General features: G+C 65.1%; 14 protein-coding genes. 6 read left to right on the top strand and 8 right to left on the bottom strand.

What is annotated here, in order from left to right; genetic code table 11:
• Positions 1-18 precede the first annotated feature (18 nt).
• Positions 19-1,116, top strand: a complete 1,098-nt coding sequence (locus ACVI1L_RS41230; RefSeq protein WP_456785419.1) for a DegT/DnrJ/EryC1/StrS family aminotransferase — start codon at positions 19-21, stop codon at positions 1,114-1,116.
• A 35-nt stretch (positions 1,117-1,151) separates the two neighbouring features.
• On the opposite strand, the gene ACVI1L_RS41225 is transcribed toward ACVI1L_RS41230, so the two are convergent.
• Both ACVI1L_RS41225 and ACVI1L_RS41220 read right to left on the bottom strand, forming a co-directional pair.
• Positions 1,152-1,682: an HAD-IIIA family hydrolase gene (locus ACVI1L_RS41225; RefSeq protein ID WP_456785418.1), complete on the bottom strand. Its 531-nt coding sequence runs from the start codon at positions 1,680-1,682 to the stop codon at positions 1,152-1,154.
• A 104-nt stretch (positions 1,683-1,786) separates the two neighbouring features.
• Positions 1,787-3,010, bottom strand: a complete 1,224-nt coding sequence (locus tag ACVI1L_RS41220; protein ID WP_057020453.1) for a phenylacetate--CoA ligase family protein — start codon at positions 3,008-3,010, stop codon at positions 1,787-1,789.
• 95 nt (positions 3,011-3,105) lie between these two features.
• Here ACVI1L_RS41220 and ACVI1L_RS41215 point away from each other — a divergent pair, with 95 nt between their 5' ends.
• Positions 3,106-4,257, top strand: a complete 1,152-nt coding sequence (locus tag ACVI1L_RS41215; RefSeq protein WP_456785417.1) for an AGE family epimerase/isomerase — start codon at positions 3,106-3,108, stop codon at positions 4,255-4,257.
• Positions 4,258-4,321: 64 nt separating this feature from the next.
• Here the strand turns inward: ACVI1L_RS41215 and ACVI1L_RS41210 are convergent, their stop codons facing one another.
• The 4 genes from ACVI1L_RS41210 to ACVI1L_RS41195 all read right to left on the bottom strand — a co-directional run bounded on the left by ACVI1L_RS41210 (position 4,322) and on the right by ACVI1L_RS41195 (position 8,643).
• On the bottom strand, positions 4,322-5,161 hold the full coding sequence (locus ACVI1L_RS41210; protein ID WP_038380790.1) for an ABC transporter ATP-binding protein: 840 nt from the start codon (positions 5,159-5,161) through the stop codon (positions 4,322-4,324).
• A gap of 167 nt (positions 5,162-5,328) precedes the next feature.
• On the bottom strand, positions 5,329-6,612 hold the full coding sequence (locus ACVI1L_RS41205; protein ID WP_050383787.1) for an ABC transporter substrate-binding protein: 1,284 nt from the start codon (positions 6,610-6,612) through the stop codon (positions 5,329-5,331).
• Positions 6,613-6,672: 60 nt separating this feature from the next.
• Positions 6,673-7,746, bottom strand: coding sequence for a branched-chain amino acid ABC transporter permease (locus ACVI1L_RS41200; RefSeq protein ID WP_057020451.1), 1,074 nt, complete (start codon positions 7,744-7,746; stop codon positions 6,673-6,675).
• 3 nt (positions 7,747-7,749) lie between these two features.
• Entirely contained in the window at positions 7,750-8,643 is an 894-nt protein-coding gene (locus ACVI1L_RS41195; RefSeq protein ID WP_016847993.1) for a branched-chain amino acid ABC transporter permease, read from the bottom strand.
• A gap of 107 nt (positions 8,644-8,750) precedes the next feature.
• Between ACVI1L_RS41195 and ACVI1L_RS41190 the strand changes: the two genes are divergently transcribed.
• Positions 8,751-9,116, top strand: coding sequence for an endonuclease domain-containing protein (locus ACVI1L_RS41190; RefSeq protein ID WP_456785416.1), 366 nt, complete (start codon positions 8,751-8,753; stop codon positions 9,114-9,116).
• A gap of 62 nt (positions 9,117-9,178) precedes the next feature.
• On the opposite strand, the gene ACVI1L_RS41185 is transcribed toward ACVI1L_RS41190, so the two are convergent.
• Positions 9,179-11,107, bottom strand: a complete 1,929-nt coding sequence (locus ACVI1L_RS41185; RefSeq protein WP_057020448.1) for a long-chain fatty acid--CoA ligase — start codon at positions 11,105-11,107, stop codon at positions 9,179-9,181.
• Complete coding sequence (locus ACVI1L_RS41180) at positions 11,104-11,925, bottom strand: ABC transporter ATP-binding protein (RefSeq protein WP_028338338.1); 822 nt, start codon at positions 11,923-11,925, stop codon at positions 11,104-11,106. The genes ACVI1L_RS41185 and ACVI1L_RS41180 overlap by 4 nt, the downstream gene beginning before the upstream one ends.
• Before the next feature lie 399 nt (positions 11,926-12,324).
• Here ACVI1L_RS41180 and ACVI1L_RS41175 point away from each other — a divergent pair, with 399 nt between their 5' ends.
• The 3 genes from ACVI1L_RS41175 to fcl all read left to right on the top strand — a co-directional run bounded on the left by ACVI1L_RS41175 (position 12,325) and on the right by fcl (position 15,165).
• Complete coding sequence (locus ACVI1L_RS41175) at positions 12,325-12,999, top strand: Crp/Fnr family transcriptional regulator (protein ID WP_028343069.1); 675 nt, start codon at positions 12,325-12,327, stop codon at positions 12,997-12,999.
• Positions 13,000-13,139: 140 nt separating this feature from the next.
• The gene (gmd, locus tag ACVI1L_RS41170; protein ID WP_456785415.1) at positions 13,140-14,240 is read left to right on the top strand and encodes a GDP-mannose 4,6-dehydratase; all 1,101 of its coding nucleotides are present in this window, start codon (positions 13,140-13,142) and stop codon (positions 14,238-14,240) included.
• Positions 14,221-15,165: a GDP-L-fucose synthase gene (gene fcl, locus ACVI1L_RS41165; RefSeq protein WP_057016737.1), complete on the top strand. Its 945-nt coding sequence runs from the start codon at positions 14,221-14,223 to the stop codon at positions 15,163-15,165. The genes gmd and fcl overlap by 20 nt, the downstream gene beginning before the upstream one ends.
• Positions 15,166-15,177: the final 12 nt, after the last annotated feature.

Genomic DNA, 15,177 nt, shown 5'->3' with positions numbered 1-15,177 from the left:
GGCAATAGGGGAATATCGATGGCGGTGCCGTTTGCCGACCTGCAACTGCAATACCAGTCCATCAAGGGCGAGATCGACGCTGCGATCGCCGGCGTGATCGGCGACAACGCCTTCATTCGCGGCAGCTATGTCGACGCCTTCGAGCGCGAATTTGCGGCGGCGGCCGAGGTCGCTCATTGCGTGTCCTGCGCCAACGGCACCGACGCGCTTTACCTCGCCATGCGGGCGCTGAAGGTGAAGCCGGGCGACGAGGTGATCACGACGGCGCATTCCTGGATCTCGACCGCGGCGATGATCACCCATTCCGGTGCCACCGTCGTGTTCTGCGACACCGACGAGGCGACGTTCACGATCGATCCGGCGGCCATCGAGGCCGCGATCACGCCGCGGACGGTCGGCATCATCCCGGTGCATCTCTATGGCCAGCCCGCGGACATGGACGCGATCATGGCGATCGCGCAGAAGCACAAGCTGTGGGTGATCGAGGATTGCGCCCAGGCCCATCTCGCGCGCTACAAGGGCCGCATGGTCGGCACCTTCGGCGAGGCCGCGACCTATTCATTCTATCCCGGCAAGAATCTCGGCGCGATGGGCGATGCCGGCGCGGTCGTCACCAACGACGCGGCGCTCGCCGAGCAGATGGCCATGCTGGCGCGCCATGGTGGACTGGTGAAGCACCAGCACCACATCGAAGGCATCAACAGCCGGCTCGACGGCATGCAGGCTGCGATCCTCTCGGCCAAGCTGCCGCATCTTGCCGCCTGGACCGAGGCCCGGCAGACGGCGGCCGAGGTCTATGATGCCGGCCTCAACCAGATCGAGGATGTCGTGGTGCCCGAGGTCGCGCCGGCACGCAGCCACGTCTATCACCTCTACACGATCAGGCATCCGCGCCGTGACGCGCTCGCCGCCCATCTCAACGCCAACGGCGTGCAGACCGCCATCAACTATCCCACCGCGCTGCCGTTGCTGCCGGCCTATGCGCGGTTCGAGCATCGGCCGGAGCAGTTCCCCAACGCGCATCGCGATCAGGGCCGGATTCTCTCGCTGCCGATGTTCGCCGAGATCACGTGCCAGCAGCAGGACGAGGTCATCGAGCTGATCCGGAAGTTCTGATCGCGATCGCGGCCACGCGCCTGACGCTGTGGTCTTCAGCTCCCGGGCAGCAGAGGCCTCAGGAACTTTTCCAGATTGGAGCCTGAGAACAGGTAGCCCTTCAGCCCGGCCGCACGTGCCGCCTCGAGATCCGTCGGCTGATCGCCGACCAGAAAGCTGCGTTCGACGTCGACCGGAAAGCGTTCCAGCAGATCATTGATCATGCCCGGCGATGGTTTGCGGCGGTGGCTGACCTGCCGATATCGTTCAACCGTCCCTTCAGGATGGAACGGGCAGTATTCAAAGGCGTCGATATGCGCGCCGATCCTGCCGAGCTCATCGGCCATCCAGTCGTGAAGCTGCCGCACGTGTGTCTCCTCGTAGAGACCCCTTGCGACGCCTGACTGGTTGGTTACGACGAACGCAAAATACCCCATGTCGTTGACGGCCTTGACCGCCTCGCGCGCGCCGTCGATCCAGACCAGTCTGTGGCTCTCGAACAGATAACCGATGTCCCGGTTCAGGACGCCGTCCCGATCGAAGAACACGGCCGGCCTTCGCGGCTGATCTCCGGAAGCGCTGCTCATGAGGTGATGATCCGTCCGTCTCCACGGGGCACGAGCTAGCTCAATAGTTCACGACGCCGCGCGCGACAAATCCGGACGGGTCAAACGCCGGGTGATCTCAAGGCCTATCGCTCGTCCGCAATCACCTTGCCGTCGTTCGGCAGCGAGCCCGGACCGACCAGCTCGACGGTGCCGCCGAGCTTTGTCACGGCACGCAGCGTTGCCGCGACCTCGCTCTGCAGGGCATCCGCCGCCGAGGCGCATTCGGCTCTCAGCGTCATCGCGTCGGCCTCGCCGGCGCGCGTGACCACGAGGCGCAACCGTCCGAGCTCGGGATGGCGCCTGCCGATCTCCGCGATCTGCTCGGGGCGCACGAACATCCCCTTCACCTTGGTGGTCTGGTCGGCGCGGCCCATCCAGCCCTTGATGCGCATGTTGGTGCGTCCGCACCGGCTCGCGCCGGGCAGGGCGGCGGTCAGGTCGCCGAGCGCGAGGCGTATCCAGGGATGGTGCGGATCGAGCGAGGTCACCACGATCTCGCCGACGTCACCCGGCGCAACCGGATCGCCGGTGCCGGGCTTGACGATCTCCAGGATGAGATCCTCATTGACCATCATCCCCTCGCGCGCCGCGGTCTCGAACGCGATCAGGCCGAGATCGGCAGTGCCGAAGGCCTGGTAGGCCTCGACGCCGCGCAACTTCATCTCCTCCTGCAGCGATTTCGGAAATGCCGCGCCTGAGACCAGCGCGCGCTTGATCGAGGATACGTCGCGGCCGGCGGTGGCGGCGGCGTCGAGCAGGATCTTGAGGAAGTCCGGGGTGCCGCTATAGCCGACCGGGCGATAGGCCTCGATCAGCTCGAATTGCTGCTCGGTATTGCCGGGGCCCGCCGGGATCACCGCACAGCCGAGCGCCCGCGCCGAGGCGTCGAAGATGAAGCCGCCGGGGGTGAGGTGATAGCTGAAGGTGTTCAGCACCACATCCCCCTCGCGAAAGCCCGCCGCAAACAGCGCCCGGGCGCCGCGCCAGGGATCCGCCTGGCGGCCCTCCGGCTCGAAGATCGGTCCGGGCGAGGTGAACAGCCGGGCGAACGAGCCGGGCGTGTCGGCCACGAAGCCACCAAACGGCGGGGCGGCCTTGTGCAGGGCCGGCAGTTCCGACTTACGGAGCACCGGCAGCCCGGCCAGCGCCTCCCGGCTGGTGACGGAGGCGGGATCGGTGCCTCTCAGCAAATTGGCATAGGCGGGCGCTGCCATCGCCTTGCGCAGCACCTCGGGCAGCCGGGCGAACAACGCGGCCTCGCGCTCGGCCGGATCGCGCGTTTCAAGGGCGTCGTAATGGTCGGTCATGGCAGGTCCTTGGGAGGATGTGCGCGGGTTGCGTGCCGGTCCGCCCGTGCTATCAGACGGTGACCGCTGACATTGGGACGGTTCCAGGGAGCACGATGGCTGAGGCAGAGAGCGTTGCGGCGGACGGGGCCGCCGACGTCGTCGCGAGGCTGAAGCGCCGTATCATTGGCGAGGCCCTGCCGCTGTGGTCGACCGCAGGCTGGGACAGCAGCGCCGGCGGCTTTGTCGACCGGCTGCACCACGACGGGACGGCCGACCGCGCCGCCCCGCGCCGGATCATGGTGCAGGCGCGCCAGATCTATTGCTACGCCAAGGCGGCCCAGCTGGGCTGGTATCCGGAGGGGCGCGCGGTCGCGCTGAAGGGGCTGGACTACCTGCTGGCCAAGGCCAGGGGGCCGGACGGCCGGCCTGGCTTCGTCTACAGCCTGACGGCCGAGGGCGGCGTGCACGACCCGCTGCGCGACACCTACGGCCACGCCTTCGTGCTGCTTGCGCTCGCGACCGCCTACGGCCTCGACCAGGACGCCCAGATCCGCGCCGAGATCGACGCGCTGCTGTCGTTCCTCGATACCCAGCTGCGCTCGCCCCATGGCGGCTTCCACGAGGGCCTGCCGCCCTCGATGCCGCGCCGGCAGAACCCGCAGATGCATCTGTTCGAGGCGATGATCGCCTGCTTCGACGCGACCCACGATTTGTCGTTCCAGAACCGCGCCGGCGATTTCTTCGCGCTGTTCCTTGCCAGCCTCTACGACAAGCAGACGCGCACCCTCGGCGAATATTTCGAGGAGGACTGGTCGAAGATCCCGCCGGTCAGCGTCGAGCCCGGGCACCTCGCGGAATGGGTCTGGCTGCTGAGGGGATTTGAGCGGATCACCGGCTGTCCCACCGGGCGACCGCGCGGCGAGCTGCTGGCGTCGGCGCTGCGCTATCGCGACGCGGCCACCGGCTGCCTGGTCGACGAGGGCGACGCCGAGGGCAACATCCGCCGCCACACACGTCGGCTGTGGCCGCAGAGCGAGCTGGCGAAGGCCTGGATCGCGCAGACCGAGTCGGGCGAAGCCGGCGCGGCGGACGAGGCGCGTGCGGCGCTGGTGCTGCTCGAGCGGCACTATCTCGGCCATGCCGTGGCCGGCGGCTGGTACGACCAGTTCGACCGCGACGGCAATTCGCTGGTCGACACGATCCCGGCGTCGTCGTTCTATCATGTGCTCTGCGCGGTTACTGAAGCCGAGCAAGTGCTCGGGTAGAACCGCCTTCCTGGTCTGACGCGTTTTCTGCACACGCAACTCCGCCCGAAAACGCTCGCTATCCTCACAGCCAGCGCTTGCGCCGCTTGAAGCTCTTCAGGTTCTTGAAGCTCTTGCGCTGGTCGCCGGCGCCGCCGAGGTAAAATTCCTTGACGTCCTCGTTGTCGCGCAGCTCGTCGGCGGAGCCGTCGAGCACGACCTTGCCCTGTTCCATGATGTAGCCGTGGCTCGCGACCGAGAGCGCGGCGCGCGCATTCTGCTCGACCAGGAGGATCGTGACGCCGAGGTCGCGGTTGATCTCCTTGATGATCGCGAACACTTCCTTGACGAGCAGAGGCGACAGCCCCATCGACGGCTCGTCCATCAGGATCATCTTCGGACGGGCCATCAGCGCGCGGCCGATCGCCAGCATCTGCTGCTCGCCGCCGGAGAGATAGCCGGCGAGGCCGGTGCGCTCCTTCAGGCGCGGGAAATATTTGAACACCATGTCGATGTCATCGGAAACCTCGCCGTCGCGCCGGGTGAAGGCGCCGAGCCGCAGGTTCTCCAGCGACGTCATGTCGGCGACGATGCGGCGGCCTTCCATCACCTGGAAGATGCCGCGGCGGACGATTTTGTCCGGATCGATGCCGTTGATGCGCTGGCCCTCGAACAGGATCTCGCCGCGGGTGACCTCGCCGTCCTCGGTTTTGAGCAGGCCGGAGATCGCCTTCAGCGTGGTCGACTTGCCGGCGCCGTTGGCACCGAGCAGCGCCACGATCGCGCCCTTCGGCACCTCGAGGCTGAGGCCGCGCAGCACCAGGATGACGTCGTCATAGACGACCTCGATGTTGTTGACGCTGAGCAGCGGCGGCGGCGGGACTGCCGTCGGCCCCGGGCGGGTGGCTTCGAGGGTTTCGTTCATGGCCTGTGTTACCCTTCGACGTCATTGCCGGGCATAGCCGTCAGAAGGACGGCGTCGCTTCCGCTCGCCTTTGACCCGGCAATCCATCGATCGGAATACGTCTTCGCTTGATGGATGCGCGGGTCGAGCCCGCGCATGACGATGTGTGGACGTGTTCGGCTGCCGCCTCACCACCCAAACCATTCCGGCTTGCGCGGCAGGTCGACGGTCTTCACCTTCTCGAGCTTGATCGTGCCCTTGCCCATCAGGTCGTTGATGTCGCCATCGGTCGCGCCCGAGACCTTCGAGCGATACAGGTCGACCTTCGTGGTCGGGCGGTGATCCTTTTCGGTCCAGGTCGACGGATTGCAGACGCCGTCCATGCCGGCCGGCACCCAATCCTTCTTCTGGTAGAAGCCCTTGGCGACGTTCTCGCCGGTGGCGCCGCCGTTCTTGGCGGCCCAGTCGAGCGCTTCCTTCAGATAGAGCGCGCTGCAGACCGCGGCGATGTAATGCACCGGCCGATAGACCTTGCCGGACGGGTCGGACATCTTGGAGATTTCCATCACCGTCTTCATGCCGGGCGCGTTGCCGCCCCAACTCACCGCCGTGCGGAGCGGGAAGATCACGCCGTCGGCTGCATCGCCGGCGGTCTTGGCCGCGTTCTCGTCCATGCCCCAGACATTGCCGAGGAACTGGACATCGACGCCGGCGGTCTTGCAGGCCTTCAGCACCGAGATGTTGGAGGCCGCCGTGTTGCCGAGATAGGCATAATTTGCGCCCGAGCTCTTCAGGCTGAGACACTGCGCCGAGTAGTCGCCGGGCGACAGCGCGAACACCAGCGGCGGCAGCACCTCGAAGCCGAGCTCGGTCGCCAGCGCTTCACCGGCCGCCTTCGGTGCGTTCGGATACGGATGGTTGGCGCCCATGTGGACGAATTTCGGCTTGCCGGGCTTGCCCTTGGCCTTCCAGTCCTCCGCAGCCCAGGTCAGCATCGCGCGCATCGAGTCCGAATAGCTCGGGCCGTAGAAGAAATTGTACGGCGCGGGCTTGGCCTTGCCGCTGGTGCCTTCCGGATCGGTCAGCGCCGCGGCGTAGGAGCCGGAGATGTCCGGGATCTTGTCCTGCGCCAGGAAGCCGGTGAGGGCCTCGGTATCCGCCGTGCCCCAGCCCATGATCGCCGCGACCTTGCCGTCGGGCGCCGACCACTTCTTGTACAGCGCGATGGCGCGCGGCACCTGGTAGCCATAGTCATTGCTGTCGACATTGAGCTGTTTGCCGCCGATGCCGCCATTCTTGTTGACCCAGGCGAAGGTGTCGGCGACGCCCTGGCCATAGGGGGTGCCGACGTCGGACGTGCCGCCCGAGAGGTCCTGCAGATGGCCGATGGCGATCTGCGCCTGCGCGGTGGCGGCCGCGCTGCTGATCAGCAGCGCAACGGAGACCGAGCTCAAAAGGGATCTAATCGTCATTTTTGCTTTCCTCCTGCTTATTCGTTGAACCGAATTTTGAGTTGCGTTCCGTGCCTTGCGTCAATGCGAGAACGGGTAGAGCTTCCAGTAAGCCTTGATCTGCCGCCAGCGATGCGCGAGGCCGTCGGGCTCGAACATCAGGAAGCCGATGATGATCAGGCCGATCGCGATCTCGCGCAGGAAGGTGATGTTGTTGTTGAGCTGCAGCGCCTTGTCGATGGCGCCGCCCTTCAGCCAGGCGCTCAGCCATTCCATCGATTCCGGCAGCAGCACCACGAAGGCCGTGCCCATCAGCGTGCCCATCACCGAGCCGGTGCCGCCGATGATGACCATCGCGAGGAATAGCACCGAGCGCTCGATGCCAAAGCCTTCCTGCGAGACCACGAGCTGATAGTGCGCGTAAAGCGCGCCGGCGATGCCGGCAAAGAAGGCGGCAAGCCCGAATGATAGCGTCCGGTACTTGGTGAGGTTGATGCCCATGATCTCGGCCGAGAGATAGTGATCGCGGATCGCGACCAGCGCGCGGCCGTCGCGGGTGCGCATCAGATTTGTCACGAGCAGGTAGCTGATCACCATATAGGCGAGCACGACGTAGAAATACTGCCGGTCGCCGCGCAGGGTGTAGCCGAAGATCGAGAACGGGTTGGCGCTGGCCGGCACCGAGCCCCCCGAGAACCATTCGGCGCGCGAGAAGAAGTCGAGCAGGATGTACTGCGCCGCGAGCGTCGCGATCACAAGATAGAGCCCCTTCAGCCGCGCCGCTGGCACGCCGAAGATCAGGCCGACCAGCGCCGTGACGACGCCGGCGAGGGGGATGGCGAAGAACACCGGGATCGGCGCGTTGTTGGAGATGTAGGCCGAGGTGAACGCGCCGAACAGGAAGAACGCGGCGTGGCCGATCGAGATCTGGCCGGTGAAGCCGACCAGGACGTTGAGGCCGAGGGCCGCGATCGCGAAGATGCCGATCTGGATCGCGATCGAGAGCAGGTAATTGGACAGCAGCATCGGCGCGAAGCAGGCGAGCACGATGCCGAGGATCGCGAAATTGCGGCTGGTCGCGGTCGGGAAGATCGTGGTGTCGGCCGCATAGCTGGTGCGGAAATCGCCCGAGGGGATGAGTGTGCTTGTCGCCATTGATCAGACCCGCTCAATATCCTTGGTGCCGAACAGGCCGTACGGCTTGATCATCAGGATGATGATCAGGACGTAGAACGGCGCGATCTCGTAGAGATTGCCCCAGTGCAGGTACTGGCTGTCGACATACTGGGCGACGTTTTCCAACAGCCCGATGATGATGCCGCCGAGCACGGCGCCGCCGACCGAGTCGAGCCCGCCCAGGATCGCGGCCGGAAACACCTTGATGCCGTAGGCGGAGAGGCCGGACGACACGCCGTTGACCACGGCGACCACGACGCCGGCGACCGCCGAGACCGTGGCCGAGATCGCCCACGCCATCGCGAACACGTTCTTGACGGAAATGCCGAGCGACTGCGCGACCTGCTGGTTGAAGGCGGTGGCGCGCATCGCAAGGCCATATTTGGAGGCGCGGAAGAACCAGGCCATGCCGACCATCATGGCGAGCGAGACCACGAGGCTCATGACATAGACGGTCTGGATCTGCAGCCCGAACAGGCTGACCGACTGGCTCTGGAACACGCGCGGGAACGGCTGCGGGTTGACGCCGAAGATCCACTTCAGCGCGGCCTGGAACACCGTCGACAGGCCGATCGTCACCATGATCACGGAGATGATCGGCTCGCCGATCATCGGACGCAGGATCACGACCTGGATCGCGATGCCGAAGATGAACATGAAGACCAGCGTGATCGGCATGCCGACCCAGAACGGCACCTGATACTTCGTCAGCAGCGCCCAGCACACCCAGGCGCCGACCAGCAGCAATTCGCCCTGCGCGAAGTTCACGACCTGCGTCGCCTTGTAGATCAGCACGAACGACATCGCGACCACGCCGTAAAGCGTGCCGACCACGAGGCCGTTGACGATCAGCTGAATCAGGAACTGGATGTTCATATGCTATGCTGAGCTGTTCGCCTCGCCCCGCTTGCGGGGAGAGGCCGGCGCGCGCTGAGCGATGCGAAGCATCGTCCGGAGCGCGACGGGTGAGGGGGAGCCTCCGCATGCGCGGTGCTGATGAGACCAAAATCAAACGCGCAAGGAAATTGCGAAACGCGTCGACAGGTGCTGAAGGGACGCTCTGGTACCGGCTTCGTGCCCGCAGGCTGAATGGCTACAAGTTTGTGCGACAGGAGCCGATTGGGCCTTACATCGTCGATTTCATCTGCCGCGAGCGCCGTCTCGTGATCGAAGTGGATGGCGGGCAACACGCCGACAGTCAACCCGATGCTCTTCGCGACAAATGGCTTGTCGATCACAACTACCGTGTCTTGCGCTTCTGGAATAACGAAGTGTCCAGCAATTTGGTTGGTGTTCTCGAAACAATCCTCACCGCGCTTGCGGAGGCTCCCCCTCACCCGGATCGCTGACGCGATCCGACCTCTCCCCGCAAGCGGGGCGAGGTGAAGGTCAGCGCGTGTCGCGGAGAACATCATTCCGCGGCCTCCGCGAGCACGGCGCGGCCGAGGTCGACGACCTCGAGCGTGGTGCGGACGCGCTGGGTCGAGCCGTCCTGGAAGCGGATCACCGTGTCGACGGGGATGCTGGCCTTGCCGCGGTAGATCGCATCGATGATGTCGGCGTATTTCTCATTGATGACGCCGCGGCGGACTTTTCGGGTCCGGGTCAGCTCGCCGTCATCGGCATCGAGCTCCTTGTAGAGCAGCAGGAAGCGCGAGATGCGTTGCGCCGGCGGCAGGGAGGCGTTGACGGTCTCGACCTCTTTCTTGAGCAGCGCATAGACTTCGGGCCGCGAGGACAGGTCGGTGTAGGTCGTGAACGAGATCCGGTTCTTCTCCGCCCATTTCGAGATGATCGAGTAGCGGATGCAGATCATCGCGGCGAGCGCGTCGCGGCCGGCGCCGAGCACGACTGCTTCGGCGACATAGGGCGAGAACTTCAGCTTGTTCTCGATGTATTGCGGCGAGAAGCGTTCGCCGCGCGAGGTCTCGGCGAGATCCTTGATGCGGTCGATCACGACAAGCTGCCGGTTGTCGTTGTAGTAGCCGGCATCGCCCGAATGCATCCAGCCGTCCTTGATGTCGGCGACCGAGGCTTCGGGGTTCTTGTAATAGCCGTGGAACATGTTGGGATGCCGCACCACGATCTCGCCGACCCCGTTGACGTCGGCATTGTCTATGCGGATCTCGATGTTGTCGGCCATCGGCACGCCGGTGGTGTCGGGATCGACCTTGCCTTCAGGATGCAGCGTGTAGGCGCCGAGCAGCTCGGTCTGGCCGTACAGCGTGCGCAGCGGCACGCCCATCGCCTGGAAGAACTTGAAGGTATCCGGTCCGAGCGCCGCGCCGCCGGTCGCCGCCGAGCGCAGCCGCGTGAAGCCGAGCCGGTCGCGCAGCGCGCGGAACAGCAGTTGGTCGGCGAAAACAGAACGCTTGCCCTCGGCAAGCGCCGCCAGCCCGGTCTTCATGCCGAGGTCATAGAGCCGCTGCTTGAACGGCGAGGCGTCCATCACCCCGGCGCGGACGTCGGCCGCAATCGACTCCCAGACCCGCGGCGCGAACAGCACGAAGGTCGGCGCGATCTCGCGGAAATCGTGCATCATGGTGTCGGGCTCTTCGACGAAGTTGACCTTCATCCGGGAGAGCAGCCCTTTGCCCAGCGCGTAGATCTGTTCCATGATCCAGGGCAGCGGCAGCACCGAGACATATTCGTCGTCCGGTCCCTTCGGATCGAAGGCCAGATAGGTCGCGCAGTGCCGCAGCACGCGCCCGGCCGAGAGCATCGCAAGCTTCGGATTGGCCGTCGTACCCGAGGTGGTGCAGAGGATCGCGACGTCCTCGCCATCAGTGGCGTCGACCAGCCGCTCGTACAGGCCAGGCTCGCGCGCGGCGCGGTCGCGGCCCAGCGCAACGAGCCTACTCGCCTCCATCAATCGCGGATCGTCGTATTTGCGCATGCCGCGCGGGTCGGAATAGACGATGTGCTTGAGGTGGGGCACGCGATCGGCCAGGCCGAGCATCTTGTCGACCTGTTCCTCGTCCTCGGCGAAGACCAGCTTGGCCTCGCCATGGGTCAGGAGGTAGGCGGCTTCCTCGTCCAGCACGTCGCGATAAAGACCGAGGCTCATCGCGCCAATCGCGTGGGCCGCGATCTCGGCGGCGACCCAGTCCGGCCGGTTGTCGCCGATAATGCTGATCACGTCGCCGCGGCCAAGCCCGAGTTCGACCATGCCGAGCGCGAAGTCATGGCTGCGGGTCTGGTAGTCGTTCCAGGTGAATTCGCGCCACAGCCCGAAATCCTTCTCGCGCAGCGCGATCTCGCTGCCATGCTCCTTGGCGTTGAGGCGCAGCATCTTGGGAAAGGTGTCGGCCTGCGCGGCGCGACCGGCATAGTCCATCATGCGGCGCTCTCCCGCACCGCCGGCTTGTCGTCGGGATCGACCAGCGCCTCGTCCTCTTCGCCGAGATAGGCGCGCTTGACATGGGGATCGGCGAGCACGGTGGCCGGATCGCCCTCGGCGATCTTGCGGCCGAAGTCGAGCACCATGACGCGGTGGGAGATGTCCATCACGACGCCCATGTCGTGCTCGATCATCATCACCGTCATGCCGAACTCTTCGTTGAGATCGACGATGTAGCGCGCCATGTCTTCCTTCTCTTCGAAGTTCATGCCGGCCATCGGCTCGTCGAGCAGGATCAGTTGCGGCTCGAGCGCCATCGCGCGGGCGAGCTCGACGCGCTTGCGCAGGCCGTAGGGCAGGGTGCCGGCGGTCGCCTTGCGCACCGATTGCAGATCGAGGAAGTCGATGATCTCCTCGACCTTGCGCCGGTGCTCGAGCTCCTCGCGGCGCGCGCCGGTCAGCCAGTACAGCGATCCCGTGATGAAGTTGTTCTTCAGGAGGTGATGGCGGCCGACCATGATGTTGTCGAGCACGCTCATGTGGTGGAACAGCGCGAGGTTCTGGAAGGTCCGGCCGATGCCGAGCCGGGGCCGCGCGTTCGGGTTGAGGCCGGTAATGTCCTGGCCGCGATAGAACAGCTGGCCTTCGGTCGGCCGATAGCGGCCGGAGATGCAGTTGACGATCGAGGTTTTGCCGGCGCCGTTCGGGCCGATGATGGAGAACAGCTCGCCCTCGTTGACGCCGAAGCTCACCTCGGTCAGCGCGCGGACGCCGCCAAAGCGCAATGAGACTCCGCGCACCTCGAGACTATTGGCCACCCTGTTCCCTCCAGATACGGGCGCTTTGGCGCGCTCTTTATCTTCACTTCGATCTTACACTTCGATCTTACATGGGCCGCCGAAGGGAGACCATCCGACTAATGATGCCGGCGTTCGGGAGATCGCTCGCCCCGATCGCCTGCGTCATGCGCGGTAACGCCGCACCCGCCTGCAAGCCCGTCCCCTCGCGTCGTCCGCCTTCAGCGATCCTTCAAGGCGCTGCGCGACGTTACGCGATGTGGCTCTGAATACGAGAAAGCGATAGGTTGAATTGTCATGTGCCCGACATTTGGTCAGGAATTTTCGCTGGCATTCCAGGCCTCGGGTCCTTGGCTCGCGCACGGCGTTGCTGCGGTGCAATATCGTTGCAGTCTCTTGGGGTAGGACGCCGTCGCTAGAATGATTGCTGCTGATTACCTGAGGCGCATCGCGGCCTGGTCGCGCGAACTGAGCGAGCAAGAAATCGAAATCGCGCGCGCCGGCATTTCCGAGAAATCCTATCGCGCCAACGAATTCATCTTCATGCGCGGCGACAATTTCCAGTACTGGACCGGCATCGTCACCGGCCTGGCGCGCATGGGCATCGTCTCGCGCGGCGGCAAGGCGGCGAGTTTCGCGGGCCTCACCGCAGGCGCGTGGTTCGGTGAGGGGACGGTGCTCAAGAATGAGCCCCGGCGCTACGATGTGGTCGCGCTGCGCGACACGCGACTGGCGATGATGGATCGCCGGACCTTCGTCTGGCTGTTCGAGAACAGTGTCGGCTTCAACCGATTCCTGGTCGGCTCGCTCAATGAGCGGCTCGGCCAGTTCATCGCGCTGCTCGAATATGGCCGCACGCTGGACGCCACGGCGCGGCTGGCGCGCTCGATCGCCTCGCTGTTCAATCCGATTCTCTATCCCGACCTGACGCTGCACCTCGAGATCACCCAGGAGGAGATCGGGGCGCTGTCGGGAATCTCCCGGCAGAACGCCAACCAGTGCCTGAAGCGGCTCGAGCGGGAAGGGCTGTTGCGGCTCGAATATGGCGGGGTGACCATCCTCAACCTCGACCGCCTGCGGCACTATGGCGAGTGACGGGTTCCGGGCGCATTGAGGCGTTTTCGCAGACCTAAAGTCCTGATTTCAAACGATTAAGCCATTAGACTTGGAGCAGGCTGGATGCTACAGACCGGCCTCGTCGGGATCGCGCGGTTTTCGCGCTCTCTGGAGATGACATGGCGGTTAAGGATTCGGCGGCTCAGGACTCAAAGCGGCGCGTTGCGCTGATCACCGGCGTGACCGGGCAGGACGGCGCGTATCTCGCCGAATATCTGCTCGGTCTCGGCTACACCGTGCACGGGATCAAGCGCCGGTCGTCCTCGTTCAACACCGCGCGCGTCGACCATCTCTACCAGGATCCGCATGCCGGCAACGTGCCGTTCCTGATGCACTATGGCGACATGACGGATTCGACCAATCTGATCCGCCTGGTGCAGCAGATCCGGCCGACCGAGATCTATAACCTCGCCGCCCAGAGCCACGTCCAGGTCAGTTTCGAGAGCCCGGAATACACCGCCAACGCCGATGCGATCGGCGTGCTGCGGCTCTTGGAGGCGATTCGCATCCTCGGCATGGAAAAGGAAACGCGGTTCTACCAGGCTTCGACCTCGGAGCTTTACGGGCTCGTGCAGGAGGTGCCGCAGAAGGAGACCACGCCATTCTATCCGCGCTCGCCCTATGGCGTCGCCAAGCTCTACGGCTACTGGATCACGGTGAACTACCGCGAGGCCTATGGCATGTTCGCCAGCAACGGCATCCTGTTCAACCATGAGAGCCCGATCCGCGGCGAGACCTTCGTGACGCGCAAGATCACCCGCGCCGTTGCCCGCATCGAGGTCGGCCTCGAGAACAAGCTCTATCTCGGTAATCTCGACGCCAAGCGCGACTGGGGCCACGCCCGCGACTATGTCGAGGGCATGCACAGGATCCTGCAGGTCGACGAGCCCGGCGACTTCGTGCTCGCGACCGGCGAGACGCGGTCGGTCCGCGAGTTCGTCGAGCTGGCGTTTGCCGAGGTCGGCCGCAGCATCGAATGGCGCGGCAAGGGCGTCGAGGAGGTCGGTCTCGACAGGGCGTCCGGCAACACCCTGGTGCAGATCGATCCGACCTATTTCCGCCCGACCGAGGTCGATCTTCTGATCGGCGACGCCAGCAAGGCGCGCGCCAAGCTCGGCTGGGCGCCGAAGACGCCGTTCGCGCAGCTGGTGAAGGAAATGGTCGCCAGCGATCTCGTCGAGGCCAGGCAGGACGCGGCCAATGGCAAGCACGGCGTTTGAGCTGAAGGGCAAGACCGTCTTCGTTGCCGGCCATCGCGGCATGGTCGGCTCGGCCCTGATGCGCCGGCTGGCGCGCGAGGAGGCCGATCTACTGACGGTGTCGCGCAGCGAGGTCGATTTGCGCGACCAAACCGCGGTCAACGCCTGGTTTGCCGCGAAGCGGCCGCAGGCCGTGTTCCTCGCCGCCGCCAAGGTCGGTGGCATCGTCGCCAACAACATGCTGCGGGCCGAATTCCTCTACGACAATCTGGCGATCTCGAGCAACGTGATCCAGGCGGCGCACGCCAATGGCTGCGAGAAGCTGATGTTCTTCGGCTCGTCCTGCATCTATCCGCGCCTGGCGCCGCAGCCGCTGCGCGAGGATTCAATGCTGACCGGCCCGCTGGAGCCGACCAACGAGCCCTATGCCATCGCCAAGATCGCCGGCATCAAGATGGCCGAGGCCTATCGCAGCCAGTACGGCGCCGATTTCATCAGCGTGATGCCGACCAATCTCTACGGCCCCGGCGACAATTATCACCCCGAATACAGCCACGTCGTCGCCGCGCTGATCCGCCGCTTCCACGAGGCCAAGGTTTCGGGCGCCGGCAACGTCGCGGTGTGGGGCACCGGCACGCCGCGCCGCGAATTCCTCTATGTCGACGATCTCGCCGACGCCTGCATCCATCTGATGAAGACCTATTCATCGCCCGAACTGGTCAATATCGGCACCGGCGAGGACATCACCATCGCCGAGTTCGCGCGCGTCGTCGCGGCCGCCGTCGGCTATCGTGGCGAGATCAGCTTCGACACATCGCGCCCGGACGGCACGCCGCGCAAGCTGCTCGACGTCGGTCGGCTGGCGAGGCTCGGCTGGCGCGCCAGCACCTCGCTCGAGGATGGCATCGCCCTCGCGTACCAAGCCTATCTGCGCGAGACGAAGTGACGCGGTAAACCT

Source organism: Bradyrhizobium sp. USDA 4516 (assembly GCF_054055915.1).
Note: the sequence above shows the minus strand (reverse complement) of the source record. Positions and strands in the feature narration are given on the sequence as shown.